Source organism: Pseudomonas sp. m6p, from assembly GCF_055760375.1.
Genome location: NZ_CM147084.1, coordinates 997760 through 1023802, shown reverse-complemented (window position 1 = coordinate 1023802; position 26043 = coordinate 997760). Strand labels below are relative to the sequence as shown.

Here is a 26043-nt window from a genome sequence, read left to right as displayed (position 1 = left end):
CCGCTTTTGATCTGAGGGCCCGTCGGCAGGCTGAGTGGAGGGATTTATCCGGGGGTGGGAGCGCAGCGACCGTTTGGCGCAGCCAAACACAGCGAGAGGAGGTGCAGCGAAGCAAACCGTAGGCGCTGCCCCCCGGATGAATCCCGGAGCGAAGGAACCCGAGCCCAAGCGAGGGCCGAACGTCAGGGTAAAGCCTTTTTGGTTACTTTTGAGGCGTTTGTCAAAAGTGACCCGCCGTAAGGGCGGAACCCTAGGAGGCCGTTACCGCAGCAACGGATATGTACCCCATCCCCCACAAAAAAACACAACCCGCTCGATAACCGCCCACAAAAAAATGCCCCGATCTCTCAACCAGGGCATTCCACTCAAACCATGTAACCAGATCTTAGTGCGAAACCGCCCCACTCGCCCCCAACCCCGTCTGCGAACGCACAAACTGCGGGAAGAACAGCGCCCGCTCGTTCTCGGCCGCCGCCGACTTGTCGGTGATCGAGAAGAACCAGATACCGATGAACGCAATGATCATCGAAAACAACGCCGGGTACTCGTAAGGGAAGATCGCCTTCTCATGATGCAGAATCTGCACCCAGATGGTCGGGCCGAGGATCATCAGACCCACCGCACTCACCAGCCCCAACCAGCCACCGACCATCGCGCCGCGGGTCGTCAGCTTCTTCCAGTACATCGAAAGCAACAGCACCGGGAAGTTGCAGCTCGCTGCAATCGAGAACGCCAGGCCGACCATGAACGCGATGTTCTGGCTTTCGAACAGGATGCCCAGACCAATCGCCAGCACACCCAGGGCGATGGTGGTGATCTTCGACACGCGAATCTCATCCTTGTCGTTGGCCTTGCCCTTCTTGATCACACTGGCATACAGGTCGTGCGACACCGCCGAAGCACCGGCCAGAGTCAGACCGGCCACCACCGCCAGAATGGTCGCGAACGCCACCGCCGAGATGAAGCCGAGGAAGATACTGCCACCCACTGCGTCAGCCAGGTGCACCGCCGCCATGTTGTTGCCGCCGAGCAGAGCGCCCGCTGCATCCTTGAAGGCCGGGTTGGTGCTGACCAGCAGGATCGCGCCGAAGCCGATGATGAAGGTCAGGATGTAGAAGTAGCCAATGAAGCCGGTGGCATACAGCACGCTCTTGCGCGCTTCTTTCGCGTCACTCACGGTGAAGAAGCGCATCAGGATGTGTGGCAGACCAGCGGTACCGAACATCAGGGCCAGACCGAGGGAGAACGCCGAAATCGGGTCTTTCACCAGGCCGCCCGGGCTCATGATCGCCTCACCTTTGGGGTGAACCTTGATCGCCTCGGAGAACAGCATGTTGAAGTCGAAGTTGACGTGCTTCATCACCATCAGCGCCATGAACGAAGCACCGGACAGCAACAGCACCGCCTTGATGATCTGCACCCAAGTGGTCGCCAGCATGCCGCCGAACAGCACGTAGAGGCACATCAGGATACCGACCAGAATCACCGCCACGTAGTAGTCGAGGCCGAACAGCAGCTGGATCAGCTTGCCGGCACCGACCATTTGCGCGATCAGGTAGAACGCCACCACCACCAGCGAACCGCAGGCAGACAGCGTGCGGATCTGGGTTTGCCCGAGGCGGTAGGACGCCACGTCGGCAAAGGTGTATTTACCCAGGTTACGCAGACGCTCGGCGATCAGGAACAGAATGATCGGCCAGCCCACCAGGAAGCCGATCGAGTAGATCAGGCCATCGTAGCCAGAGGTGAACACCAGCGCGGAAATCCCCAGGAAGGACGCCGCCGACATGTAGTCGCCGGCAATCGCCAGACCATTCTGGAAACCGGTGATCTTGCCGCCCGCCGCATAGTAGTCAGCGGCCGACTTGTTGCGCTTGGACGCCCAGTAGGTGATGCACAAGGTCGCACCGACGAACACCACGAACATGGCGATCGCGGAAACGTTGAGCGGTTGTTTGTGGACTTCGCCGGTCAAGGCGTCAGCGGCCCAGACGGCTGGAGCGAACGCTGCGATGCTCAAAAGAGCCAGTAGACGCCGGATCATTGCTGAGCCTCCTTGAGAATCGCATTGTTCAGGTCGTCAAACTCGCCATTGGCGCGTCGCACGTAGATACCGGTCAGGACGAAGGCCGAGACAATCAGCCCGACACCGATCGGAATGCCCCAGGTAATCGAAGACCCGGGGCTGAGTTTCGCTCCGAGCACTTGCGGCCCGTAAGCAATCAACAGAATGAATCCGGAATACAGCCCGAGCATGATCGCCGAGAGTATCCAGGCGAATTTTTCTCTTTTTCTCACCAGCTCCTTGAAGCGCGGGCTGTTTTGAATCGAGAGGTAAATGCTGTCGTTCATTGTTTTTATCCTCGCAGCACAGATTATTGTTGGAACGTATCCACTGTATGCGGCTGCGGAACGGCTTCCAGACGACCTTAGTATTAGAACGACATGACGTTTTCGCCAATTTTCAGCACACAAAAAAAACTGTGGGAGCGAGCCTGCTCGCGAAAGCGTCAGATCAGTCGAAATATGTATCAACTGACAGATCGCATTCGCGAGCAGGCTCGCTCCCACAGTGGGGTACGGCGGTGTTGCTTTTATTTGGTCCAGTCAGCCACGCGGTCCGGGTGCTTGGCGACCCAATCCTTGGCCGCCGCGTCAGGCTTGGCGCCGTCCTGGATGGCCAGCATGACTTCGCCGATCTCGTCTTTCGACGCCCACTGGAAGTTTTTCAGGAACTTGGCCACTTCCGGTGCCTTGGTAGCCAGTTCTTTGCTACCGATGCTGTTTACGGTTTCAGCCGCGCCATACACGCCTTTCGGGTCGTCAAGGAAGCGCAGTTTCCACTTGGCGAACATCCAGTGCGGCACCCAACCGGTGACGGCAATCGATTCGTTCTTCTTCTCGGCACGGGTCAGCTCGGCAATCATGCCGGCGCCAGAACTGGCCTTGAGGGTGTATTTGTCCAGGCCGTAATCCTTGATCGCCTGATCGGTCTTGAGCATCACGCCCGAGCCGGCGTCGATGCCGACGATGCGGTTCTTGAAGCTGTCATCGGTCTTGAGGTCTTCGATCGATTTCGCCTTGACGTACTCCGGCACAATCAGGCCGATTTTCGCATCCTTGAAGTTCGGGCCGTAATCGACGACCAGATCCTTGTTCTTCGTCCAGTATTCGCCATGGGTCACCGGCAACCAGGCCGATAGCATCGCATCGAGTTTGCCGGTGGCCACGCCCTGCCACATGATCCCGGTGGCGACGGCTTGCAGCTTCACGTCGTAGCCGAGTTTCTGCTTGATCACCTCGGCCGCCACGTGGGTGGTCGCGACGCTGTCGGACCAGCCGTCAACGTAACCGATGTTCAGGGTCTGTTTTTCAGCGCTGGCGAATGTGGAACTCATCGCAAGCACCAGAGCGGCACCTGCGCCTAAAAGTCGTCGCATCTTCATCGTTTACTTCCCCGAAATGCTGCGCCCGACGGATGCCGGGCATCGTCAACGTATTGTTATGGTGCACAGCGCCCCCATCACGCCTGACCGTAAACTCGTCCGAACATCAGTCGTCTTTTCTATAAGGGTACTGACGCTTTCGATCATCGGCCTGACGCCAAACGCGACCTGCTCTGTCAGCGACCTCAATACACCGAGAAACGACATCAGAAGGCCATTAATCACCTCTGAATAATTGGCGCCAGACAATCCGCCCGAACTTTGCATGTGCAAATCATGCAGGCCACCAACCCGCGGATAAATGCAGGTAACATGCGTCGCTTTGCAGCCACTCGGCCTGACCATGTCCGCGACCTCCCGCTTCCCGCTTGTTCCTTATCTCTTTGCCTGCCTGCTCGGCCTGTTGGCCCTCGGTGGCTTCTGGTACGGCCTCGGCAAACCGGTGATTCTGCCGGATGCCGCGACCCCGACGCACAAATTGCAATGCGCCTCCTACACGCCGTTCGACAAGGATCAGTCGCCGTTCGACGTGCCGTTCAAACTGCGCCCGGAACGCATGGACGCCGACCTCGCCCTGCTGGCGACGCGCTTCGAATGCATCCGCACCTACTCAATGACCGGCCTCGAAGCCCTGCCGGAACTGGCGCGCAAGCACGGTTTGAAGCTGATGATCGGCGCCTGGGTCAACAGCAACCCGGTGGACACTGAAAAGGAAGTCGACCTGCTGATTGCCTCGGCCAACGCCAACCCGGATGTGGTCAGCGCGGTGATCGTCGGCAACGAAGCGCTGCTGCGCAAGGAAGTCACCGGCGCGCAACTGGCGAAGCTGATCAACAAGGTCAAAAGCCAGGTCAAGCAACCGGTCACCTATGCCGATGTCTGGGAGTTCTGGCTCAAGCACCCGGAAGTCGCGCCGGCGGTGGATTTCCTGACCATTCACTTGCTGCCGTACTGGGAAGATGATCCGTCGAACATCGACGTCGCCCTGCAACATGTGGCGGACGTACGCCAGGTGTTCGGCAACAAATTCGCGCCCAAAGACGTGATGATCGGCGAGACCGGCTGGCCCAGCGAGGGTCGTCAGCGCGAAACCGCCCTGCCGAGCCGGGTCAACGAGGCCAAGTTCATTCGTGGTTTTGTCGCGATGGCCGAGAAGGAAGGCTGGCATTACAACTTGATCGAAGCGTTCGACCAGCCATGGAAGCGTGGCAGCGAAGGTGCAGTCGGCGGTTACTGGGGCCTGTTCGATGCCGATCGCCAGGACAAGGGCGTGCTCGCCGGGCCGGTGACCAATGTGCCCTACTGGAAGGCATGGCTGGGCGTCGGCGGCCTGATTTTCCTCGGCACACTGCTGCTCGGCGGCCGGGTGCGCACCACCCGATCGGCATTGATCCTGCCGCTGCTCGGTGCGCTGGTCGCCTGCTCGATCGGCGCCTGGGGCGATCTGGCGCGAGTGACCACACGGTTTGCCAGCGAATGGCTGTGGGTCGGCTTGCTGACCGTATTGAATCTGTTGGTGCTGGCACATGCCGCGCTGAGCCTGAGCGCCCGCCAGGGTTGGCGTGAACGCGCGTTCAGTCTGCTGGAACGCCGCGCCGGATGGCTGGTTGCCGTGGCCGGTTTTGCAGCAGCGGTGATGATGCTGGAGATGGTCTTCGATGCGCGTTATCGCAGCTTCGCCAGCATGGCGTTCATTCTGCCGGCGCTGGTGTATGTGTGCCGCCCGGTCAACGTGCCGCGTCGGGAAATCGCCCTGCTGACCTTTATCATCGGCGCCGGCATTGCGCCGCAGCTGTATGAAGAAGGCTTGTTGAATCAGCAGGCGTGGGGCTGGGCGCTGGTCAGCGGGTTAATGGTGGCGGCGTTGTGGCGCTGTCTGCGGGTTCGCAGTCGCTGATTAGCAGCAAGATCAAAAGATCGCAGCCTTCGGCAGCTCCTACAGGGTTCACTGCCCCTTGTAGGAGCTGCCGAAGGCTGCGATCTTTTTCTGTCAGGCGCTGCGGGATGCCCGGACCAGCCGCAATCCGGCAATCACCACCGCGAACACCGCCAGCGTCGTGTTGTACAACGCCAGCGCCGGCAACCCGAACACCAGCGCCAGCACCGCCAGCCACCACCCTGCCCGCCCCGGCAGCACAAAACCCAGCGACGCCGCACCCAGCGCGGTCCAGCCCAATACCTTGAAGTGAATCATCAGCCCCAGATTCGAGCGCACCGTGCATTCCCAGCGGCTCGCCTCATCGACGCAGATGCCGACCCACTGCCCATCCTCCATGAAGCCATAACGCGCGCCATAACTGGCGGCCAGCCACAGCGGCAACAGCACGAGCAACAGAATCACGGGCAAGCGGCGGGACATGAATCTCTCCAATCAACGAAATCGGCGGCCAGCTTAATCTGCCCGCACGCATTGGCAAGCACTAACAACTGTTAACTGGTCATCCGCGCCTTGCAACGTGTATCGTCCAGCTACTATTACTCCGAATTCTGCCTGTTTGGTGCCGAGGCATGGCACTTTGGCGCAAGCCCGGTGGTCATAGCCTGCGAACTTCATTCGGCACCTTCCTTTAAGGGATCCAGTCATGCTCCGTTCCTTGCGCTTCGCCGCGCTGTTCAGCGGCCTTATTCTGAGTGCGTCCGCACTGGCGGTGGATATCGATGCCGCCAGTTATGGCTATCCCCTGACCAACCCGTTCGAGGCGACCATCGCCACCACGCCACCGGACCTGCGTCCGGAATTGCCGTCGAACGACGAGATCAATCAGTCCGACCACAGCATCACCCTGCGCCCGGAACGGGCCTTCATCCTCCCGGACAACTTCTGGCCGGTGAAAAAACTCACCTACCGTATCGCCGAGCAGGACAAACCGGCGCCGCTGATCTTCCTGATCGCCGGCACCGGTGCTCGTTATGACAGTTCGCTCAATGAATACCTGAAAAAGCTTTATTACAAGGCCGGCTACAACGTCGTGCAGTTGTCGTCGCCCACCAGCTTCGACTTCATCAGCGCCGCTTCACGCTTCGCCACCCCGGGCATCACCAAGGAAGACGCCGAAGACATGTACCGGGTGATGCAAGCCGTGCGCGCGCAACATCCCAAACTGCCGGTCACCGAGTACTACCTCAGCGGCTACAGCCTTGGCGCGCTGGATGCCGCGTTTGTCGCGCACCTGGACGAGACCCGACGCAGTTTCAACTTCAAGAAAGTCCTGCTGCTCAACCCGCCGGTCAACCTCTACACGTCCATCAGCAACCTCGACAAGCTGGTGCAGACCGAGGTGAAGGGCATCAACAACAGCACCACTTTCTATGAACTGGTGCTGAACAAGCTGACCCGCTACTTCCAGCAGAAAGGCTACATCGACCTCAACGACGCCCTGCTCTACGACTTCCAGCAGTCCAAGCAGCACCTGACCAACGAACAGATGGCGATGCTGATCGGCACCTCGTTCCGTTTCTCGGCCGCCGACATTGCCTTCACCTCCGACCTGATCAACCGTCGTGGCCTGATCACCCCGCCGAAATTCCCGATCACCGAAGGCACCAGCCTCACGCCGTTTCTCAAGCGTGCGCTGCAATGCGACTTCGACTGCTACCTGACCGAACAGGTGATCCCGATGTGGCGCGCCCGTACCGACGGCGGCAGCCTGCTGCAACTGATCGACCAGGTCAGCCTGTACGCACTCAAGGATTACCTGCACGACAGCCCGAAAATCGCCGTCATGCACAACGCTGACGACGTGATTCTCGGCCCTGGCGACCTCGGTTTCCTGCGCAAGACCTTCGGCGATCGCCTGACTGTTTACCCACTGGGCGGCCATTGCGGCAACCTTAACTACCGCGTCAACAGCGACGCCATGCTGGAGTTCTTCCGTGGCTAAATATCTCCTGCTGATTGCAGCGCTCCTCGGTGCAGGCGTGGCCCAGGCCGACAACAGCAAAGCCAACGCGCCAGTGGTGGTCGACAGCGACGGCTTCAAGGAGCCGCTGTCCAAACTCAAGTTCAACCCGGGGCTGGACCAGCGTGAGTTCGAACGCTCGACACTCAACGCGCTCAACGTCTATGACCCGCTGGAGTCGTGGAACCGCCGCGTCTACCACTTCAACTACCGCTTCGACCAATGGGTGTTTCTGCCGGTGGTCGACGGTTATCGCTACGTGACGCCGAGCTTCCTGCGCACCGGAGTGAGCAACTTCTTCAACAACCTCGGCGACGTGCCAAACCTGGTCAACAGCCTGCTGCAGTTCAAGGGCAAGCGTTCGATGGAAACCACCGCGCGCCTGTTGCTCAACACCACCATCGGCATTGCCGGCCTGTGGGACCCGGCGACCGCCATGGGTCTGCCGCGCCAGAGCGAAGACTTCGGTCAGACCCTGGGTTTCTACGGCGTACCGGGCGGCGCCTACTTCGTCTTGCCGATTCTCGGCCCGTCGAACATCCGCGACACCGCCGGCCTGGCCGTGGACTACACCGCCGAATCGGCGATCAACTACCTGAACGTTTCTGAAGTCAGCTCCAACCACCCGGAAATCTGGGCCTTGCGCGCCGTCGACAAGCGCTACCAGACCAACTTCCGCTACGGCCAGATGAACTCGCCGTTCGAGTACGAGAAAGTGCGCTACGTCTACACCGAGTCGCGCAAGCTGCAGATTGCCGAGTAACTTCAGCGGCAACGAAAAAGGGCCATTCGATGCGAGTCGAATGGCCCTTTTTCATGGATCACTGAAATCCAATGTGGGAGCGAGCCTGCTCGCGAATGCGGTGAATCAGACCCGAAAGGGGTGATTGACTCGACGCCTTCGCGAGCAGGCTCGCTCCCACAGGGGTGATGTGTTTATCCCTTGATCGCGCGCCAGATTTTGCCGACGACCGACACCACCGCCAGCACTGCCGCGCCCGCGATAATCCCCGCTACGCCATTGAGCAACACAGGCACGGCAAACCCGGCACTGCCAGCCGCTGCACCGACACTTTCAATCCAGTGATGCACCACCGGAATACCGTGGGTGAGGATGCCGCCACCGACCAGGAACATCGCCGCCGTGCCGATCACCGACAGGCCTTTCATCATGTACGGCGCGGCGCGCAGGATCGCGTTGCCAATGTTTTTTGCTGCTGCACCCGATTTCCGGGTCAGCCACAGGCCCAGGTCGTCGAGCTTGACGATGCCGGCCACCAGACCATAAACGCCCACGGTCATGACGATGGCGATGCCCGACATCACGATCACTTGCTGAGTCAGCGAAGCGTCGGCCACGGTGCCGAGGGTGATGGCGATGATTTCCGCCGAGAGGATAAAGTCGGTGCGGATTGCGCCTTTGATCTTGTCCTTCTCGTAGGCCACCAGATCGGTGGTCGGCTCGGCCACCGCCGCGCTCAGTTGCGCGTGGTTGGCATCATCTTCGGCCTTGCTGTGCAGGAACTTGTGCGCGAGTTTCTCGAAACCTTCAAAACACAGGTACGCGCCGCCGACCATCAACAGCGGCGTCACCAGCCACGGCACAAATGCGCTGATCGCCAGCGCCGACGGCACCAGAATCAGTTTGTTGACGAACGAGCCCTTGGCCACTGCCCAGACCACGGGAATTTCCCGCTCGGCGCGAACTCCGGAGACTTGCTGGGCATTGAGCGCCAGATCATCGCCGAGTACCCCGGCGGTCTTCTTCGCGGCCATTTTGCTCATCAACGCCACGTCATCCAGAACGGTGGCAATATCGTCGATCAGCACCAGCAAACTGCTTCCTGCCATGAATCGTGTTTCCTTATGTGAATAATGCCGCGCAGCATACCGCGACTGCGGGCCACACGGGGCATTCTTGAGCCATGCGCGAGGCCGGTGCTACCATGCGCAACCGCCAGAACAGGCAAGGAACCACCGGGTTTATGAGCACAATCCGCGAGCGCAACAAAGAACTGATCCTGCGTGCCGCCAGTGAGGAATTTGCCGACAAGGGCTTCGCTGCGACCAAAACCAGCGACATCGCCGCCAAGGCAGGATTGCCCAAGCCCAACGTCTACTACTACTTCAAGTCCAAGGAAAACCTCTACCGCGAGGTCCTGGAAAGCATCATCGTGCCGATCCTGCAGGCCTCGACCCCGTTCAACCCGGACGGCGTGCCGAGCGAAGTGCTCAGCGGCTACATCCGCTCGAAGATCCGCATCTCCCGCGACCTGCCCTTCGCCTCCAAAGTGTTCGCCAGCGAAATCATGCACGGCGCCCCGCACCTGAGCGCCGACCTGGTCGAGCAGCTCAACAGCCAGGCCAAACACAACATCGACTGCATCCAGAGCTGGATCGACCGCGGCCAGATCGCCCCGATCGACCCCAACCACCTGATGTTCAGCATCTGGGCCGCGACCCAGACCTACGCCGACTTCGACTGGCAGATTTCTGCAGTTACCGGCAAGGACAAGCTGGACGAGGCGGATTACGAGGCGGCGGCGCAGACGATTATTCGGCTGGTGCTGAAAGGGTGTGAGCCGGACTGATAGACCGCGGTGACCGCTTCGCGAGCAGGCTCGCTTCCACAGGGATTTGTGAACGCCGCAGATCCAATGTGGGAACGAGCTTGCTCGCGAATGGAGCGACCAGGTTTGACTGTCAGACCCAAATCGCATCCCACAGCGGATAGTCGCCAAGCTTCTGCACTAAACCTGCCCGCAATGGGTTGGCGACGATGTACCGAGCCAACTTCACCAGATCTTCTTCTCTGCGCAATGCACGATCATGAAAGCCAGATTGCCAAAGACGGGTCTTTCGACCCGTCGAGAGATTTACGGATTTGGTGCTGAGGGATTTTGTACGCTGCATCAACTCGCTGAGCGAACCACGCTTCAATTCGATTAGCCAATGAAAATGATCTGGCATGACGACCCAGGCCAACGAGTTGGCAAACCCCATTTCGTCTGCGATGCGAAATTGGCTGACGACCAATCGACCCAGTGCAAAGTCGCCGAAAACAGGCTGCCTTCCCGTCGTATTGGCAGTCAGTAAGTAGATGCGGTTTTGTTCGGAGTAGCGACCAATGCGCAAACGATTTGAAGCAGATAGATCCAGCATTCCCTTGCCTTTTCATGTCCTGATTATGAAAAGGCTAGTTCAGTGAATTTCCGCGCAAGCGTCAGACTTTTAGCAAGATGTGTACGGAAGATCGCCTTCGCGAGCAGGCTCGCTCCCACAGGGGACTGGGGTACTCAGACATTTTGTGTCTAGACACAAATCCAATGTGGGAGCGAGCCTGCTCGCGAAGGCGGTTAATCAGCCGCTAAAGATCAAGCCGCCACCCCCGCATCCGCCCGCAAATCCAGCGCCTCCACCGCTTTGATCGCGACCTGCTCATCAATATCCGACAGATCGCCGCTAATCCCGATCGCCCCCAGCACATTCCCCGCCTGATCACGTATCAAGACCCCGCCCGGGGCCGGGACGACGCTGCCCTGGCCCATGCTGTTGAGCGCGGCGATGAACGCCGGGCGTTGTTGGGCGTCCAGCGCCAGCAGGCGTGAGCCTTTGCCCAGGGCGATGGCGCCCCAGGCTTTGCCGATGGCGATGTTCGGGCGCAGCAGGCTGGCGCCGTCTTCGCGTTGCAGGGTGATCAGGTGGCCGCCGGTGTCGAGTACCGCGATGGTCAGCGGCGCGGCATTGATCCCGCGCCCGGTAGTGATGGCCTGTTCGACCAGGTTGACTGCGACTTTCAAGGTTAAAGCGCTCATGGTGCCGTCCTCATTTTGTTATTGGGAAAGTCGTGGAGCTGCGCGGTTGTGCCGCAGCCCGATGCCACAAATAGAACACAATGAATTATTTTTTTGTATACAATAATTCTCGAAAAGCGCCACATGCGACGAAAAGCCACAGCAGAACCGGGCTTCCGACGAATGAAACAGGCGCTTGAGAAAATGGATTGACCTGCGCCGTCCGCCGTGAATACACTCTGCGCAAAGCCACTTGTATACAATTACAAAACGTAAAGAGGCACAAAACCATGAGCAAAATGAGAGCAATCGAAGCCGCCGTTCTGGTGATGCGCCGTGAAGGGGTTGATACCGCTTTTGGCATTCCGGGTGCAGCGATCAACCCGCTGTACTCCGCACTGAAAAAAGTCGGTGGCATCGATCACGTCCTCGCTCGCCACGTCGAAGGCGCGTCGCACATGGCCGAGGGGTACACCCGCACCAAGGCCGGCAACATCGGCGTGTGCATCGGTACGTCCGGCCCGGCCGGCACCGACATGGTCACCGGGCTCTACAGCGCCTCGGCCGACTCGATCCCGATCCTTTGCATCACCGGCCAGGCACCCCGCGCCCGTATGCACAAGGAAGACTTCCAGGCGGTCGATATCACCAGCATCGTCAAGCCTGTCACCAAGTGGGCGACTACCGTTCTGGAGCCGGGCCAGGTGCCTTACGCGTTCCAGAAAGCCTTCTACGAAATGCGCTCCGGTCGCCCAGGCCCGGTGCTGATCGACCTGCCGTTCGACGTGCAGATGGCTGAAATCGAATTCGACATCGACGCCTACCAGCCACTGCCGCTGGCCAAACCGACCGCGAGCCGCGTTCAGGTCGAAAAGGCGCTGGCGCTGCTGGATCAGGCCGAGCGTCCATTGCTGGTGGCCGGTGGCGGCATCATCAACGCCGACGCCAGCGATTTGCTGGTGGAGTTCGCCGAGCTGACCGGTATTCCGGTGATCCCGACCCTGATGGGCTGGGGCACCATTCCGGACGATCACCCGTTGATGGTCGGCATGGTCGGTCTGCAGACGTCGCACCGTTACGGCAACGCCACGATGCTCAAATCCGATGTGGTGCTGGGCATCGGTAACCGTTGGGCCAACCGTCACACCGGTTCGGTCGACGTCTACACCGAAGGTCGCAAGTTCATTCACGTCGACATCGAAGGCACGCAGATCGGCCGCGTGTTCACCCCGGACCTGGGCATCGTTTCCGACGCCGCTGCGGCGCTGACCGTGTTCATCGAAGTCGCCCGCGAATGGCAAGCCGCCGGCAAGCTGAAAAACCGCAGTGCCTGGCTGCAGGATTGCCAGCAGCGCAAGGCCAGCCTGCAGCGCAAAACCCACTTCGACAACGTGCCGGTCAAGCCGCAACGCGTTTACGAAGAAATGAACCAGGTGTTCGGCAAAGACACCTGCTACGTCAGCACCATTGGTCTGTCGCAGATTGCCGGCGCGCAGTTCCTGCACGTCTACAAGCCGCGTCACTGGATCAACTGCGGTCAGGCCGGGCCGTTGGGCTGGACCATTCCGGCAGCGCTGGGCGTGGTCAAGGCCGATCCGAACCGTAAAGTCGTGGCCCTGTCGGGGGACTATGACTTCCAGTTCATGATCGAGGAGCTGGCGGTCGGCGCTCAGTTCAAACTGCCTTACATCCACGTCGTGGTGAACAACTCGTATCTGGGCCTGATCCGTCAGGCACAGCGCGGGTTCGAAATGGACTACTGCGTGCAGCTGTCCTTCGATAACCTGAACGCGCCGGAACTCAACGGTTACGGTGTCGACCACGTCGCCGTCGCCGAAGGCCTGGGCTGCAAGGCACTGCGTGTGTTCGAACCGGCGGACATCGCCCCTGCCCTGCGCAAGGCCGAAGAGCTGATCGAAGAGTTCAAAGTGCCGGTGATCGTCGAAATCATCCTGGAGCGTGTGACCAACATCTCCATGGGGACCGAGATCAACGCCGTCAACGAATTCGAAGACCTGGCGCTGGTCGGCAACGACGCGCCAACGGCGATTTCGCTGCTCGACTGATCTGCCGGGATTTGATGGCCGCGGTTACTCCCCTGTAGGAGCTGCCGCAGGCTGCGATCTTTTGATCTTGTTTTTCAGGATCAAGATCAAAAGATCGCAGCCTGCGGCAGCTCCTACACAAAGCCATCATCATTAATTCGCAACAGGAGACCACCATGCCGCGTTTCGCAGCCAACCTGTCAATGCTGTTCACCGAACAGGATTTCCTTGCCCGTTTCGACGCCGCCGCCAAGGCCGGTTTCAGTGGCGTGGAATACCTGTTCCCGTACGACTTCAGCTCTGCCGAAATCAAGGCAAAGCTCGAGGCCAACGGGCTGACCCAAGTGCTGTTCAACCTGCCGGCCGGTGACTGGGCCAAGGGCGAGCGCGGTATCGCCTGCCTGCCGGATCGCGTTGAAGAGTTCCGTGCCGGGGTCGATCTGGCGATTGCCTACGCGCAAGTGCTGGGCAACACCCAGGTCAACTGCCTGGCCGGTATCCGCCCGCAAGGCGTCGACGATGCCACTGTGGAAAAGACCTTCGTCGCCAACCTCAAGTACGCCGCCGACAAGCTGCAGGCGGCGGGTATCAAACTGGTGATGGAAGCGATCAACACCCGCGACATCCCGGGTTTCTACCTGAACAACACGGCGCAAGCCCTGTCGATTCGCGAGCAGGTCGGCAGCGCCAATCTGTTCCTGCAATACGACATCTATCACATGCAAATCATGGAAGGCGATCTGGCCCGCACCCTGCAATCGCACCTGGCCGAGATCAACCACGTGCAGCTCGCGGACAACCCAGGGCGCAACGAGCCGGGCACTGGCGAGATCAACTACCGCTTCCTGTTCGAACACCTGGATCGGATTGGTTATCAGGGTTGGGTCGGCTGCGAGTACAAGCCGCTGACTACCACTGAAGCCGGTCTGGGCTGGCTTAAAACTCATAACGCAATCTGATCGAACACGGTCATTCCTGTAGGAGCTGCCGAAGGCTGCGATCTTTTGACTTTGCTTTTCAAGATCAAGATCAAGATCAAAAGATCGCAGGCTTCGCCAGCTCCTACAGAGAGCCACACAAAAACAAGAGGATTTTCTCATGGCTAAAATCGGATTTATCGGCACCGGCATCATGGGCCACCCAATGGCTTCGAACCTGCAGAAAGCCGGTCACAGCCTGTTCCTGTCGGCGCACCACGACGCCGCTCCAGCCGATCTGGTCGCCGCTGGCGCCGTCGCCCTGGCCAACCCGCGCGAAGTGGCGCAGGAAGCCGAATTCATCATCGTCATGGTGCCGGACACCCCGCAGGTCGATGACGTGCTGTTCCGCGCCGACGGCGTCGCTGCCGGCATCGGCAAAGGCAAAGTGGTGATCGACATGAGCTCGATCTCGCCGACCGCCACCAAAGCCTTCGCCAAGAAGATCAACGAGAAAGGCGCGCAATACCTCGACGCCCCGGTATCCGGTGGTGAAGTCGGCGCCAAGGCTGCGACCCTGAGCATCATGGTCGGTGGCGACGCCGATGCCTTCGAACGTGCCCTGCCGCTGTTTCAGGCCATGGGCAAGAACATCACTCTGGTCGGTGGCAACGGCGACGGTCAGACCGCCAAAGTGGCGAACCAGATCATCGTCGCGCTGAACATTCAGGCCGTGGCTGAAGCCCTGCTGTTCGCTTCGAAAAACGGTGCTGATCCGGCCAAGGTGCGTGAAGCGCTGATGGGCGGTTTCGCTTCGTCGAAGATCCTCGAAGTGCACGGCGAGCGCATGATCAAAGGCACCTTCGATCCGGGCTTCCGTATCAGCCTGCACCAGAAGGACCTGAACCTGGCCCTGCAAGGTGCCAAGGAACTGAACATCAACCTGCCGAACACCGCCAACGCCCAGCAAGTGTTCAGCACCTGCGCAGCCATCGGTGGCAGCAACTGGGACCACTCGGCGCTGATCAAGGGCCTGGAACACATGGCCAACTTCTCGATTCGCGACAAGAAGTAATCTGCGCTTCTGGCTCGCTCCCTGTGGGAGCGGGCTTGCCCGCGATGGCATCGACTCGGTCTGCCTGAATGACCGCGGCGCCTGAATCGCTGGCAAGCCAGCTCCCACAAGGATCGCGTCGCTGCACCGTTGTCGTTCCATCCCAATAACAAGAATTCCGGGAGCCCGCCATGTCGGTCGATCCGCAACAACTGCTGCGTGAGCTGTTTGCCACAGCCATCGACGCGGCCCATCCGAACCAGGTCCTCGAAGCCCATCTGCCTGCCGATCGCACGGGTCGGGTGATCGTCATCGGCGCCGGCAAAGCCGCCGCTGCCATGGCACAAGTGGTCGAGCGCAGCTGGCAGGGAGAAGTCTCGGGCCTGGTAGTGACCCGTTACGGTCACGGCGCCCCGTGCGAAAAAATCGAAGTGGTCGAAGCCGCGCACCCGGTACCGGACGCTGCCGGCCTGGCCGTGGCCAAACGCGTGCTGGAACTGGTCAGCAATCTGACTGAAGACGACCGCGTGATCTTCCTGCTGTCCGGTGGCGGCTCTGCCCTGCTCGCCCTGCCGGCTGAAGGCATCACCCTGGCGGACAAGCAGTCGATCAACAAAGCCCTGCTCAAATCCGGCGCGACCATCGGCGAAATGAACTGCGTGCGCAAGCACCTCTCGGCGATCAAGGGCGGCCGCCTCGGTAAGGCCTGCTGGCCTGCCACTGTGTATACCTACGCGATTTCCGATGTGCCGGGCGACCTCGCCACGGTCATCGCCTCCGGCCCGACCGTGGCCGACCCGAGCACTTCCGCCGAAGCGCTGGCGATCCTCAAACGCTACGGCATTGAAGTCCCGGCCTCGGTGCGCAACTGGCTGCAAAGCCCGGAATCGGAAACCGTCAAACCCGGCGATCCAAGCCTGGCCCGCAGTCATTTCCAGTTGATCGCGCGCCCGCAGCAATCGCTGGATGCAGCGGCGGTGAAATGCCGTCAGGCCGGTTTCAGCACGCTGATCCTCGGCGACCTCGAAGGTGAGTCCCGCGAAGTGGCGAAGGTCCACGCCGGCATTGCCCGACAGATCATCAACCATGGGCAGCCACTGGCTGCGCCTTGCGTGATTCTCTCCGGTGGTGAAACCACGGTGACCGTGCGCGGCAATGGCCGTGGCGGGCGCAACGCCGAATTTCTCCTCAGCCTCACTGACAGCCTCAAGGGCCAGCCCGGCGTCTACGCGCTGGCCGGTGACACCGACGGCATCGACGGCTCGGAAGACAACGCCGGCGCAATCATGACCCCGGACAGCTACGCCCGCGCCGCCGCCCTCGGATTGAGCGCCAGCGACGAGCTGGATAACAACAACGGTTACGGCTACTTCGAGGCGCTCGATGCGCTGATCGTCACCGAGCCGACCCGCACCAACGTCAACGACTTCCGCGCCATCCTGATCCTTGAGAACTGCAAATCATGACGCCTGATAAAAAGGTCAAAATCCTCGCCACCCTCGGACCTGCCGTCGATGGCATCGAAGACATCCGTGAGCTGGTCGAGGCCGGGGTCAACATCTTCCGCCTGAACTTCAGCCACGGCGATCACGCCGACCACGCCAAGCGCTATCAGTGGATCCGCGAGGTCGAGCGCCAGCTCAACTATCCGCTGGGGATCCTGATGGACTTGCAGGGGCCGAAACTGCGCGTCGGCAAGTTCGCCGACGGCAAGGTGCAGCTGCATCGCGGTCAGGCCTTCCGCCTCGATCTGGACGCCACACCCGGTGATGAGCGCCGGGTGAACCTGCCGCACCCGGAGATCATCGCCGCGCTCGAAGCGGGTATGGATCTGCTGCTGGATGACGGCAAACTGCGCCTGCGCGTGGTCAGCAAATACTCCGACGCGATCGACACTACCGTGCTCAATGGCGGCGAACTGTCGGACCGCAAAGGCGTGAACGTGCCGCAAGCGGTGCTCGACCTCAGCCCACTGACGGCCAAGGATCGCCGCGACCTGAGCTTCGGCCTGGAGCTGGGGGTGGACTGGGTGGCGCTGTCGTTTGTGCAACGCCCGCAAGACATTCTCGAAGCCCGCGAGCTGATCGGTGACAAGGCCTTTCTGATGGCGAAAATCGAGAAGCCGTCAGCGGTTGAGCAACTGCGCGAAATCGCCCAGTTGAGCGACGCGATCATGGTCGCTCGCGGCGACCTCGGCGTGGAAGTCCCTGCCGAAAGCGTGCCGCAGATCCAGAAAAACATCATCAGCACCTGCCGCGAACTGGGTAAACCGGTGGTGGTGGCGACGCAGATGCTCGAATCGATGCGTTTCTCCCCGGCCCCGACCCGCGCCGAAGTCACTGATGTGGCGAATGCTGTGGCTGAAGGCGCGGATGCGGTGATGCTGTCGGCCGAAACCGCCTCCGGTGAATACCCGCTGGAAGCCGTGCAGATGATGAGCAAGATCATTCGCCAGGTGGAAAACGGTCCGGACTATCAGACTCAACTCGACGTCAGCCGACCGAAAGCCGAGGCAACGGTGTCCGATGCGATCAGTTGCGCGATCCGCCGCATCAGCAACGTGCTGCCGGTGGCGGTGCTGGTCAACTACAGCGAATCGGGCGCTTCGACGTTGCGCGCAGCACGGGAACGACCGAAAGCGCCGATCCTCAACCTGACGCCGAACCTGCAGACCGCGCGGCGTTTGAGCGTGGCGTGGGGGATTCATTCGGTGGTCAACGATCGCCTGCGTCAGGTCGATGAAGTGTGTTCGACGGCGCTGGAAATCGCCCAGGCGCAAGGCATGGCCGAGCGCGGCGATACGTTGCTGATCACCGCCGGTGTGCCGTTCGGGCAGCCGGGATCGACCAACTCGCTGCGGATCGAAACGCTGATCTGACCCATATTTTTGATGTGAATACAAAACCTGTGGTGAGGGGATTCATCCCCGATTGACTGCGCAGCAGTCACCGCTTTCAAGAGAGTGACGGTTTTCACAGAAAAACCGCATTCACCGATTTGGGGCTGCTTCGCAGCCATCGGGGATAAATCCCCTCACCACAGGTAAGCAAGACCTTTTGATTGTCCCACTGCCCAGATTTATTCAACATGCCTGCCAATCATTTCAACACCCACTGCCCCGACTGGGCCGAGGCTTTGCTCAACGGTTTCAGTCAGATATTCCTCCAGCGCCATCCGCTGTGCGGCCTGTTGTGCCTGCTGGCGATCCTGCTCACTGCGCCGGTGCTGTTTGCCGGCGCGCTGCTCGGTGCCGTTGCTGGATTGCTCACCGCACAGCGACGTAACTATGCCAAAGCGGATCGTCAGGCCGGATTGTTCAGTTACAACGGCGTGCTGCTTGGCTTGGTGCTCAGCCTGTATTTCCCGTGGTCGCCGATGCTGCCGCCGCTGATTCTGGCGGCCGGTGGCCTCAGTGCGATGGTCACTCAGCAATGGCTCAAATACGTGTACCGCAGCCGATCGATACCGGCCTACACCTCACCGTTTGTAGCAATGAGCTGGGTGTTACTGTTGTTCGCCGAACCGTCTGCGCCGATGACACACATCGAGATGACCTCGCTGAACCTGCTCGCCGCTGAACTGCGTGGACTGGGTCAGGTGATGTTCCTCGGTCATCCGCTGGCCGGCGCGTTGATCGGCATCGGTCTGTTGATCGCTGATCGCCGGGCGTTCTGCTGGGCAGTGCTGGCGTCGGCCATCGGTCTCGCCTCCAGCCTGCTACACCACGAAACCGCTGCAGCGTTGCTGGGACTGGGCAGTTACAACGCGGTGCTCGCCGCCCTCGCCTTCAGTTCACAGCGTCAACAACCGTGGCTGCCGCTGCTGGGCGTCGTCCTTGCGCTGCTGGTCACGCCGCTGTTCGCCGCCCTTGGTCTGGCGACGCTGACCGCGCCGTTCATCCTCGCCGGCTGGCTGATCCGCGCCGGGATCCAGATGCTCGGTAAAGCGGCCGTCGACGCCACGCCTTGCGCACAGGGGGACAATCAACCTAGGCTGCGCTGATCTTCAATTCAGGCGTTATCCATGGACAGCAGCAACAGTTGGCGTGAACGGCTTTACGTGATGATTTTCCAGAGCGACACCCTCGCCGGGCGGCGCTTTGACGGCACCCTGCTGTTGATCATCCTCGCCAGCCTGGTGGTGGTGATGCTTGACAGCATCGACAGCATTCACCAGAACTACGCCGATGTGCTGGCCTACATCGAGTGGGGTTTCACGGTCATTTTTCTCGGTGAATACATCCTGCGCCTGTATTGCTCACCGAAGCCGTTGCGCTACGCCTTCAGTTTCTACGGACTGGTGGATCTGCTGGCGATCGTGCCGGGGATCCTCGCGCTGTATTACAGCGATGCGCAGTACCTGCTGATCATCCGGATCATTCGGATGCTGCGGATCTTCCGCGTACTCAAGCTCAGCCCGTACCTCAAGCAAGCCAACTATTTGATGTCGGCGCTGCGCGGCAGCAAGCAGAAGATCGTGGTGTTCCTGGTCAGCGTCTGCACGCTGGTGACGGTGTTCGGCACCCTGATGTACGTGATAGAAGGCCCGGAACACGGCTTCACCAGCATCCCCAAAGGCATCTATTGGGCTATCGTGACGTTGACCACGGTAGGCTTCGGCGACATCGTGCCCAAGACTCCGCTGGGCCAGGTGATTTCCTCGCTGGTGATGATCACCGGTTACTCGATCATCGCCGTGCCCACCGGGATCTTCACCGCAGAACTGGCCAACGCCATGCGCGGCGAACAGCTGCAACACGACTGCCCGGTGTGCAAGAAAAGCAGCCATGAACACAGCGCGGCGTTTTGCTCGCGGTGTGGCAGTCAGCTGTTTAAGAAAGTGGAATAAGCACAGAGCTTTTTAATCTTTAAACGACTATGCGTGCCCCGTTATAGTCAGTGGCAATTAAACATCACCCCCTGTAGGAGCTGCCGCAGGCTGCGATCTTTTGATCTTGATTCTCTAAAAACAGAATCAAAAGATTGCAGCCAGCAGCTCCTACACAAAACAAAACAAGGAATGCGCAGTGAAAAAACTCTTTGGCGCCTCACTTCTCGCCGCCGGTCTTGCCTTTGGCAGCGTGGCTCAAGCCGCACCGACCCTGCTCAACGTCTCCTATGACGTGATGCGCGATTTCTACAAGGACTACAACACTGCGTTCCAAAAACACTGGCAGGCCGAGCACAACGAAAACATCACCGTGCAAATGTCCTTCGGCGGTTCGAGCAAGCAGGCGCGCTCGGTGATCGATGGCCTGCCGGCTGACGTCATCACCATGAACATGGCAACCGACATCAACGCCCTCGCCGACAACGGCAAACTGGTGCCGGACAACTGGGTCACTCGCCTGCCGAACAACAGCGCGCCGTTCACCTCGGCCACCGTGTTCATCGTCCGTAAAGGCAACCCGAAAGCCCTGAAAGACTGGCCGGACCTGCTCAAGGACGGCGTGCAGGTGATCGTGCCGAACCCGAAAACTTCGGGCAACGGTCGCTACACCTACCTCTCGGCCTGGGGCTACGTGCTGAAGAATGGTGGTGACGAGAACAAGGCCAAAGACTTCGTCGGTAAACTGTTCAAGCAAGCGCCAGTGCTCGACACCGGTGGCCGCGCCGCGACCACCACGTTCATGACCAACCAGATCGGCGACGTGCTGGTGACCTTCGAGAACGAAGCCGAAATGATCGCTCGCGAGTTTGGTCGCGATCAGTTCGAAGTGATCTACCCAAGCGTCTCCGCCGAAGCCGAACCACCGGTGTCAGTGGTCGACAAAGTGGTCGACAAGAAAGGCACCCGCGCCGCCGCCGATGAATACCTGAAATACCTGTGGTCGCCGGAAGGTCAGGAAATCGCCGCCGCCAACTACCTGCGTCCACGGGACCCGGCGGTGCTGGCGAAGTACACCGATCGTTTCCCGAAAGTCGACTTCCTGTCGGTTGAGAAGACCTTCGGCGACTGGCGTTCGGTGCAGAAGACCCACTTCAATGATGGCGGGATCTTTGATCAGATCTACAGCCAGTAAGATTTGGCGGACATGAAAAAGGCGACCTCAACAGGTCGCCTTTTTTGTGGCGAACCCCTGTAGGAGCTGCCGAAGGCTGCGATCTTTTGACTTTGATTTTAAAAACCAAGATCAAAAGATCGCAGCCTTCGACAGCTCCTACAGTTACATCGGCGGCGTGACGCCGTCCTTGCCAGCGGAAATCGATTGGGCGGTCAGCGTGCCGTCCGCGTCTTGCGTGACGAACGTCACGATCTTCACCCCAACCTTGAGCAAACTCCGATCCCCTGGCATCAGGTTGACGATCGGCACATCCTCCGGCACCAGAATCTTCTGCTGCCCGCCCTTTTAGTTGACGGTCAGCACCCGGCCATTGCTCACCACCAGATCACCGACGCTGCCATTGGTCATGCTGCTGCCCTTGGCCAGGTCGAACGGCCGATGGCCGTCGCCGCTGCCGGCCAGTTCCGGCGGGAATACGTGCACTTCCAGCGCCTTGAGCGTGCCGTCCTCCTGCGGCATGGCCGCCGAGCCGATGTAGCTGCCGGGCTTGATGTCCTCGATATTGGCCAGGGTGACGGCGCGCACTTTGGTGTCAGCGGTCAATTGAATCACCACGTTCTCGCCGCTGTTGACGTGGACTTTCAACGAGTCAGCGCTGACTCCGGTGATCTCGCCGCGTACGCCGATCCGCATTCCCGGGGCATCCGCAGCCTGTACTGCGCTGGCGCCAAGCAGACCGATCAGGACAATCGTGGTGGTGTGACGCAGCAGCCGACGCAACATGGCAATCCTCCGTTGGTAAACAGTTGAACAGCAGCGGTAAACATAAGCACGCTATCGAAGAAGATGTAAGTGAATGTATCATCGACGCTCTCCGGCCGGACGCAAGGTTCGCCGATGGACGACACCGCGCTTGAAGCCAATCATTCCGCAACGGAATAACTGATATCGATACAAGGCTTCTACCGCCACGTCGGTGCGTCCCTTAGCCTCACCGCATTCCCTTTCGCTGGATCGAGAAACCTTATGAACGCTACAACTCACGCAATGACCCGAGGCATGGTGCTGCTGTTCGCCTTCTGCTGCGGTGCCATCGTCGCCAACATCTACTACGCGCAACCGATCATTGGTCTGATCGCACCGGACATCGGCCTCTCCGACACCATGGCCAGCTTCATCGTCTCGCTCACACAGATCGGTTATGCGCTGGGTCTGTTTTTCCTGGTGCCGCTGGGCGACCTGCTGGAAAACCGCCGACTGATGATCATCACCACCGTAGTGGCCATTGCCAGCCTGCTCGGCGCGGCGTTCACCAGTCAGCCGAATGTGTTCTTGCTGATCTCGCTGCTGGTGGGTTTCAGTTCGGTGTCGGTGCAGATCCTGATTCCGCTGGCCGCGCATCTGGCGCCGGAAGAATCCCGGGGTCGGGTGGTCGGCGGGATCATGGGTGGCTTGCTGTTGGGCATTCTGCTGGCCCGACCGGTTTCGAGCGTGGTGGCTGACCATTTCGGCTGGCGCGCGATGTTCATGATTGCTGCGGCGTTGATGGCAGCGATCAGCGTGGTGCTGGCGCTGACCGTGCCCAAGCGTCAACCGGATCACAGTGCCACATACGGCCAACTGATTGGCTCATTGTGGACATTGCTGCGCCAGCAACCGGTACTGCGTCAGCGCGCGTTTTATCAGGGCTGCATGTTCGCCACCTTCAGCCTGTTCTGGACCGCCGTGCCACTGGAACTGGCGCGCAACCATGGCCTGTCGCAGAGCGAGATCGCGATCTTCGCCCTGGTCGGCGCCATCGGTGCCATCGCCGCGCCGATCAGCGGACGCCTGGCGGACGCCGGCCACACCCGCATCGCCTCGCTGCTGGCCATGCTGTTCGCCAGCCTGAGCTTCCTGCCCGCCTTCATCCACCCGGCCTACAGCGTCATCGGCCTGGCCGTGACCGGCGTGGTACTGGATTTCTGCGTGCAGATGAACATGGTCCTCGGCCAACGTGCGGTCTATTCGCTGGACGCCAAAAGCCGTGGTCGCCTGAATGCGCTGTACATGACCAGCATCTTCATCGGCGGCGCCTTCGGCTCGTCGGTCGCCAGTGCGGTATATGAGCATGGCGGCTGGTTGTGGATCGTGATTGTCGGCAGCGCGTTCCCGCTGCTGGCGCTGGTGCGGTTTTTGAGTGCTTCGCAACGTGGTTCTTTGGCAACCGCTTAAGTCATCAGCAGCTCGCTCGGCAAAAACCGAGTACTAAAGACACAACGTCCCCCTGTGGGAGCGAGCTTGCTCGCGAAGGCGCCGGATCAGTCAACCCATCCGCTGGATGTCAGACCGTATTCGCGAGCAAGCTCGCTCCCACAGGGCACCTCTGAATGCTTGAAGATTGCACAAGGACCTGAGATGGACCGCCTCGCTGCCATGGAAACCTTCGTCTACGTGGTCGAAACCGGCTCGTTCTCCGCCGCCGCCCGACGGCTGAATATCGGCCAACCCGCCGTGTCGAAAACCATCGCTCAACTGGAGAAACGCCTGGCGGTCAGCCTGTTGCTGCGCTCGACCCGTGGCCTGACGCCAACCGAAGCCGGCCTGGCGTTTTTCGAGCGAGCCAGACGCGCCATCGACGAAGCCAATGAGGCCGATAACGCTGCCCGTGGCAGTGCCGGCGGTTTGCGCGGCAACCTGCGGATCAGCACGGCGGTGACGTTCGGTCGCCTGCACGTCGTGCCGCAACTGGGGGCGTTTCTCGCTCAGCATCCGCACCTGAACATCGACCTGATGCTCGATGACCGCAACATCAATCTGGTCGAAGAAGGCATCGACGTCGCCCTGCGCATGGGCCCGCTCAGTGACTCCAGCCTCACCGCGCGCAAAATCGCCGACTGCCGCCGCGTGGTGCTCGGCTCCCCGGGCTACTTTGCTCGCCACGGCGAGCCAGGCGGCCCGACCGATCTGGATCAGCATCAAGGCATTGTCTACAACCTCAGCGGCGGCGCCACCTGGACCTTCACCAAAGGCAGCGAACAGCAGACACAAACCTTGACCGGCCGCCTGCGCGTCAGCGCCGCCGAAGGTTTGCGCGCAGCCGTGCTGGCCGATCAGGGCCTGGCGATTGCCTCGCAATGGATGTTCGCCCCGGAGCTGGCAAGCGGCGCGGTCAGGGCGGTGATGGATGATTGGCGGTTGCCGGATCAGGATTTGTGGGCGGTGTTCCCCACGGGGCGGATGGTCAGTGCGAAGGCGCGGGCGTTTGTGGAGTACATGGAAAACTTGCTGACACACCTGAACTGAACCGGCTTCCGTTTCGTTTATTGCGATTTTCGTTTAATTCGAATAACGTTCCAGCATCTACTCTTCAGAATGCTGGAATTCATTATGTCGATCGTCCTTCACCCCTCTCTCAACCTCCCGGTGGAGCGCGAAGTCAAAGCCGCAATTGAAGGCAAACGCGCGCTCGCCGCCTACCTGGCGACCCAATTCGAAACACAGCACATCCAGATTTTCGACGAACAGAACCAGGCGCATCAGGTCGAGCTGCCAACCTCGGCATTACAACTGCTGATGGATATTCTGGCGGCGCTGGCCGAGGGTAACGCGGTCAAAGTCGTACCGGTGCATGCCGAGCTGACCACTCAGGAAGCCGCCGACCTGCTCAATGTCTCACGCCCGCACCTGATAAAACTGCTGGAAAGCGGCGAGTTGTCCTACCACAAAACCGGCAAGCACCGACGTGTGCGTTTCGCCGATTTGATGGACTATAAAACCCGGCGCGACACCGCCAGCGAGCAGGCAATGGCGCTTCTCGCGGAGCAGGCACAGGCTTTAAGGACAGGATACGAGTGAGGCATTCCCCTTTCACCGCTGTATACGATGCATGTGTTTTGTACCCCGCCCCGCTTAGAGACTTGCTGATGTGGCTCGCGCTTTCGGGGCGATTTCGAGCCCGATGGACCCAGGAGATTCACGGCGAATGGAAACGCAATTTATTGAAGAACCGAACCGATCTGACGATGGAGCAACTGGATCGCACGTCCGAGCTTATGGATCGTGCGATACCCGATGCCTGTGTCTGTGACTATGAAGCGCTGATCACCGGACTTTCCCTGCCCGATCCCAACGACCGCCATGTATTGGCTGCAGCCATACGCTGCGGCGCTGGGGTGATCGTGACATTCAACCTGAAAGATTTTCCCGATACCTGCCTCGCCCCCTATGGCGTCGAGGCCCAACACCCAGATGAGTTTGTCGAGAACCTGTTTCACCTTGATCCGGCAGCTGTTATCGCTGCGGCGCAACGACAGCGCCAACAACTGAAATTTCCGCCAATGGAGATCGAGCCGTTCCTTGATCTTTTGCGGCGCCAGGGATTGGTCGAGTCAGTTCGGGCGCTAAGCGCCTACCGTGCGATGCTCTGAATACTCGTTTTGGAACACCAGACAAACAAACGGCGATCCAAAGATCGCCGCGTGCTCATCACTGCCCGAACTGTTTGCCCAACCCCGGCGGCACGCCGTGGATGTCGGTGTCTTCCCACGGGCCATTGGGGCTGATTGAGCGGGTCCAGCCGTTGTTCCAGCGGAAGTAGGTGCGCTGGCGGTAGAAGGTGTTGGGCTGGTCGTCGAGGACGTAGACCCCGAGTTTCTGGTCCCAGTGGCTGTTGCCGCCCGGTGGCGGGGCGAAACTGGCTGAGGTGCGCGGGACTGGCTTGGACGGTTTGGCCGGGATGCTTTTTCCGGGTGTCGGCGAGGTCGACGGGGTCGGGCTCGGTTGTGACGGCGGGATGGGTGGCAGGTTGGTGGTCGGTTCCGGTCGGTGCACCGCACATGCGCTCATGCTCAAGGCCAATGTAATGACGGTGATGCGGGCGAGGCTGTGCATGGCGGTGCTTTC

At 60.2% G+C, this 26043-nt stretch carries 24 protein-coding genes and 1 pseudogene; 16 read left to right on the top strand and 9 right to left on the bottom strand.

Annotated features, from left to right (window positions below):
• Window positions 1-385: 385 nt before the first annotated feature.
• The 3 genes from ACYZUM_RS04830 to ACYZUM_RS04820 all read right to left on the bottom strand — a co-directional run bounded on the left by ACYZUM_RS04830 (window position 386) and on the right by ACYZUM_RS04820 (window position 3446).
• Window positions 386-2044 (bottom strand): cation acetate symporter, encoded by a 1659-nt coding sequence (locus tag ACYZUM_RS04830; RefSeq protein WP_041072885.1) that lies wholly within the window; start codon window positions 2042-2044, stop codon window positions 386-388.
• Window positions 2041-2352, bottom strand: coding sequence for a DUF485 domain-containing protein (locus ACYZUM_RS04825; RefSeq protein ID WP_041072887.1), 312 nt, complete (start codon window positions 2350-2352; stop codon window positions 2041-2043). The genes ACYZUM_RS04830 and ACYZUM_RS04825 overlap by 4 nt, the downstream gene beginning before the upstream one ends.
• A gap of 242 nt (window positions 2353-2594) precedes the next feature.
• Window positions 2595-3446 (bottom strand): glycine betaine ABC transporter substrate-binding protein, encoded by an 852-nt coding sequence (locus tag ACYZUM_RS04820; protein WP_041072889.1) that lies wholly within the window; start codon window positions 3444-3446, stop codon window positions 2595-2597.
• Between the two features lie 301 nt (window positions 3447-3747).
• Between ACYZUM_RS04820 and ACYZUM_RS04815 the strand changes: the two genes are divergently transcribed.
• Window positions 3748-5343: a glycoside hydrolase family 17 protein gene (locus ACYZUM_RS04815; protein WP_108182073.1), complete on the top strand. Its 1596-nt coding sequence runs from the start codon at window positions 3748-3750 to the stop codon at window positions 5341-5343.
• A gap of 93 nt (window positions 5344-5436) precedes the next feature.
• On the opposite strand, the gene ACYZUM_RS04810 is transcribed toward ACYZUM_RS04815, so the two are convergent.
• Window positions 5437-5805 (bottom strand): hypothetical protein, encoded by a 369-nt coding sequence (locus ACYZUM_RS04810; protein WP_108182072.1) that lies wholly within the window; start codon window positions 5803-5805, stop codon window positions 5437-5439.
• Between the two features lie 223 nt (window positions 5806-6028).
• On the opposite strand from ACYZUM_RS04810, the gene ACYZUM_RS04805 reads away from it, so the two are divergent.
• Together ACYZUM_RS04805 and ACYZUM_RS04800 are read left to right on the top strand one after the other, a co-directional pair.
• Window positions 6029-7327: a serine/threonine protein kinase gene (locus ACYZUM_RS04805; RefSeq protein WP_041072894.1), complete on the top strand. Its 1299-nt coding sequence runs from the start codon at window positions 6029-6031 to the stop codon at window positions 7325-7327.
• Complete coding sequence (locus tag ACYZUM_RS04800) at window positions 7320-8108, top strand: MlaA family lipoprotein (RefSeq protein WP_108182071.1); 789 nt, start codon at window positions 7320-7322, stop codon at window positions 8106-8108. The genes ACYZUM_RS04805 and ACYZUM_RS04800 overlap by 8 nt, the downstream gene beginning before the upstream one ends.
• Window positions 8109-8281: 173 nt before the next feature.
• Here ACYZUM_RS04800 and ACYZUM_RS04795 read toward each other — a convergent pair whose 3' ends face one another.
• The gene (locus ACYZUM_RS04795) at window positions 8282-9196 is read right to left on the bottom strand and encodes a DUF808 domain-containing protein (RefSeq protein WP_108182070.1); all 915 of its coding nucleotides are present in this window, start codon (window positions 9194-9196) and stop codon (window positions 8282-8284) included.
• Window positions 9197-9330: 134 nt separating this feature from the next.
• On the opposite strand from ACYZUM_RS04795, the gene ACYZUM_RS04790 reads away from it, so the two are divergent.
• The gene (locus tag ACYZUM_RS04790) at window positions 9331-9936 is read left to right on the top strand and encodes a TetR/AcrR family transcriptional regulator (protein WP_007969638.1); all 606 of its coding nucleotides are present in this window, start codon (window positions 9331-9333) and stop codon (window positions 9934-9936) included.
• A 112-nt stretch (window positions 9937-10048) separates the two neighbouring features.
• Here the strand turns inward: ACYZUM_RS04790 and ACYZUM_RS04785 are convergent, their stop codons facing one another.
• Window positions 10049-10507, bottom strand: a complete 459-nt coding sequence (locus tag ACYZUM_RS04785) for an REP-associated tyrosine transposase (RefSeq protein ID WP_108182069.1) — start codon at window positions 10505-10507, stop codon at window positions 10049-10051.
• 212 nt (window positions 10508-10719) lie between these two features.
• On the bottom strand, window positions 10720-11160 hold the full coding sequence (locus ACYZUM_RS04780; protein WP_095667156.1) for a GlcG/HbpS family heme-binding protein: 441 nt from the start codon (window positions 11158-11160) through the stop codon (window positions 10720-10722).
• Window positions 11161-11429: 269 nt separating this feature from the next.
• Here ACYZUM_RS04780 and gcl point away from each other — a divergent pair, with 269 nt between their 5' ends.
• The 8 genes from gcl (at window position 11430) to ACYZUM_RS04740 (ending at window position 21177) form a co-directional block, all read left to right on the top strand.
• Entirely contained in the window at window positions 11430-13205 is a 1776-nt protein-coding gene (gene gcl / locus ACYZUM_RS04775) for a glyoxylate carboligase (protein ID WP_041072901.1), read from the top strand.
• A 155-nt stretch (window positions 13206-13360) separates the two neighbouring features.
• Complete coding sequence (gene hyi, locus ACYZUM_RS04770) at window positions 13361-14143, top strand: hydroxypyruvate isomerase (RefSeq protein WP_108182068.1); 783 nt, start codon at window positions 13361-13363, stop codon at window positions 14141-14143.
• A gap of 139 nt (window positions 14144-14282) precedes the next feature.
• The gene (locus tag ACYZUM_RS04765) at window positions 14283-15176 is read left to right on the top strand and encodes a 2-hydroxy-3-oxopropionate reductase (RefSeq protein ID WP_003222962.1); all 894 of its coding nucleotides are present in this window, start codon (window positions 14283-14285) and stop codon (window positions 15174-15176) included.
• 170 nt (window positions 15177-15346) lie between these two features.
• The gene (locus tag ACYZUM_RS04760; RefSeq protein ID WP_108182067.1) at window positions 15347-16621 is read left to right on the top strand and encodes a glycerate kinase type-2 family protein; all 1275 of its coding nucleotides are present in this window, start codon (window positions 15347-15349) and stop codon (window positions 16619-16621) included.
• A complete protein-coding gene (gene pyk / locus ACYZUM_RS04755; RefSeq protein ID WP_108182066.1) occupies window positions 16618-18033 on the top strand; it encodes a pyruvate kinase in 1416 nt (471 codons plus the stop codon). Before ACYZUM_RS04760 ends, pyk begins: the two co-directional genes overlap by 4 nt.
• Before the next feature lie 209 nt (window positions 18034-18242).
• Window positions 18243-19157, top strand: a complete 915-nt coding sequence (locus ACYZUM_RS04750; protein WP_108182065.1) for an urea transporter — start codon at window positions 18243-18245, stop codon at window positions 19155-19157.
• Between the two features lie 21 nt (window positions 19158-19178).
• Complete coding sequence (locus ACYZUM_RS04745) at window positions 19179-20003, top strand: ion transporter (RefSeq protein WP_086791480.1); 825 nt, start codon at window positions 19179-19181, stop codon at window positions 20001-20003.
• Between the two features lie 178 nt (window positions 20004-20181).
• Window positions 20182-21177 carry a sulfate ABC transporter substrate-binding protein gene (locus ACYZUM_RS04740; RefSeq protein ID WP_041072913.1) on the top strand — a complete coding sequence of 332 codons (996 nt, stop codon included), beginning with the start codon at window positions 20182-20184 and terminating at the stop codon, window positions 21175-21177.
• 144 nt (window positions 21178-21321) lie between these two features.
• Here the strand turns inward: ACYZUM_RS04740 and ACYZUM_RS04735 are convergent.
• Window positions 21322-21942: pseudogene (locus ACYZUM_RS04735) on the bottom strand (DUF5666 domain-containing protein).
• 243 nt (window positions 21943-22185) lie between these two features.
• On the opposite strand from ACYZUM_RS04735, the gene ACYZUM_RS04730 reads away from it, so the two are divergent.
• From ACYZUM_RS04730 to ACYZUM_RS04715, 4 genes are all read left to right on the top strand, one after another.
• Window positions 22186-23373: an MFS transporter gene (locus tag ACYZUM_RS04730; RefSeq protein WP_047292599.1), complete on the top strand. Its 1188-nt coding sequence runs from the start codon at window positions 22186-22188 to the stop codon at window positions 23371-23373.
• A gap of 183 nt (window positions 23374-23556) precedes the next feature.
• Complete coding sequence (locus ACYZUM_RS04725; protein ID WP_108182064.1) at window positions 23557-24444, top strand: LysR family transcriptional regulator; 888 nt, start codon at window positions 23557-23559, stop codon at window positions 24442-24444.
• Window positions 24445-24528: 84 nt separating this feature from the next.
• Window positions 24529-24996: a helix-turn-helix domain-containing protein gene (locus ACYZUM_RS04720; protein ID WP_047599956.1), complete on the top strand. Its 468-nt coding sequence runs from the start codon at window positions 24529-24531 to the stop codon at window positions 24994-24996.
• Entirely contained in the window at window positions 24993-25568 is a 576-nt protein-coding gene (locus ACYZUM_RS04715; protein WP_047292593.1) for a PIN domain-containing protein, read from the top strand. The genes ACYZUM_RS04720 and ACYZUM_RS04715 overlap by 4 nt, the downstream gene beginning before the upstream one ends.
• 58 nt (window positions 25569-25626) lie before the next feature.
• Here the strand turns inward: ACYZUM_RS04715 and ACYZUM_RS04710 are convergent, their stop codons facing one another.
• Window positions 25627-26031: a hypothetical protein gene (locus tag ACYZUM_RS04710; RefSeq protein ID WP_041072925.1), complete on the bottom strand. Its 405-nt coding sequence runs from the start codon at window positions 26029-26031 to the stop codon at window positions 25627-25629.
• Between the last annotated feature and the right edge of the window lie 12 nt (window positions 26032-26043).

What these genes read in the sequence shown, in the direction of transcription:
- pyk (WP_108182066.1), top strand. Translation starts at nt 16,618, where the DNA reads ATGACGCCTGATAAAAAGGTCAAAATCCTCGCCACCCTCGGACCTGCC.
- ACYZUM_RS04790 (WP_007969638.1), top strand. Translation starts at nt 9,331, where the DNA reads ATGAGCACAATCCGCGAGCGCAACAAAGAACTGATCCTGCGTGCCGCC.
- ACYZUM_RS04795 (WP_108182070.1), bottom strand. Translation starts at nt 9,196, where the DNA reads ATGGCAGGAAGCAGTTTGCTGGTGCTGATCGACGATATTGCCACCGTT.
- ACYZUM_RS04720 (WP_047599956.1), top strand. Translation starts at nt 24,529, where the DNA reads ATGTCGATCGTCCTTCACCCCTCTCTCAACCTCCCGGTGGAGCGCGAA.
- ACYZUM_RS04765 (WP_003222962.1), top strand. Translation starts at nt 14,283, where the DNA reads ATGGCTAAAATCGGATTTATCGGCACCGGCATCATGGGCCACCCAATG.
- ACYZUM_RS04760 (WP_108182067.1), top strand. Translation starts at nt 15,347, where the DNA reads ATGTCGGTCGATCCGCAACAACTGCTGCGTGAGCTGTTTGCCACAGCC.
- ACYZUM_RS04725 (WP_108182064.1), top strand. Translation starts at nt 23,557, where the DNA reads ATGGACCGCCTCGCTGCCATGGAAACCTTCGTCTACGTGGTCGAAACC.
- ACYZUM_RS04810 (WP_108182072.1), bottom strand. Translation starts at nt 5,805, where the DNA reads ATGTCCCGCCGCTTGCCCGTGATTCTGTTGCTCGTGCTGTTGCCGCTG.
- ACYZUM_RS04780 (WP_095667156.1), bottom strand. Translation starts at nt 11,160, where the DNA reads ATGAGCGCTTTAACCTTGAAAGTCGCAGTCAACCTGGTCGAACAGGCC.
- hyi (WP_108182068.1), top strand. Translation starts at nt 13,361, where the DNA reads ATGCCGCGTTTCGCAGCCAACCTGTCAATGCTGTTCACCGAACAGGAT.
- ACYZUM_RS04825 (WP_041072887.1), bottom strand. Translation starts at nt 2,352, where the DNA reads ATGAACGACAGCATTTACCTCTCGATTCAAAACAGCCCGCGCTTCAAG.
- ACYZUM_RS04820 (WP_041072889.1), bottom strand. Translation starts at nt 3,446, where the DNA reads ATGAAGATGCGACGACTTTTAGGCGCAGGTGCCGCTCTGGTGCTTGCG.
- gcl (WP_041072901.1), top strand. Translation starts at nt 11,430, where the DNA reads ATGAGCAAAATGAGAGCAATCGAAGCCGCCGTTCTGGTGATGCGCCGT.
- ACYZUM_RS04785 (WP_108182069.1), bottom strand. Translation starts at nt 10,507, where the DNA reads ATGCTGGATCTATCTGCTTCAAATCGTTTGCGCATTGGTCGCTACTCC.
- ACYZUM_RS04750 (WP_108182065.1), top strand. Translation starts at nt 18,243, where the DNA reads ATGCCTGCCAATCATTTCAACACCCACTGCCCCGACTGGGCCGAGGCT.
- ACYZUM_RS04830 (WP_041072885.1), bottom strand. Translation starts at nt 2,044, where the DNA reads ATGATCCGGCGTCTACTGGCTCTTTTGAGCATCGCAGCGTTCGCTCCA.
- ACYZUM_RS04815 (WP_108182073.1), top strand. Translation starts at nt 3,748, where the DNA reads ATGCAGGTAACATGCGTCGCTTTGCAGCCACTCGGCCTGACCATGTCC.
- ACYZUM_RS04730 (WP_047292599.1), top strand. Translation starts at nt 22,186, where the DNA reads ATGAACGCTACAACTCACGCAATGACCCGAGGCATGGTGCTGCTGTTC.
- ACYZUM_RS04745 (WP_086791480.1), top strand. Translation starts at nt 19,179, where the DNA reads ATGGACAGCAGCAACAGTTGGCGTGAACGGCTTTACGTGATGATTTTC.
- ACYZUM_RS04710 (WP_041072925.1), bottom strand. Translation starts at nt 26,031, where the DNA reads ATGCACAGCCTCGCCCGCATCACCGTCATTACATTGGCCTTGAGCATG.
- ACYZUM_RS04805 (WP_041072894.1), top strand. Translation starts at nt 6,029, where the DNA reads ATGCTCCGTTCCTTGCGCTTCGCCGCGCTGTTCAGCGGCCTTATTCTG.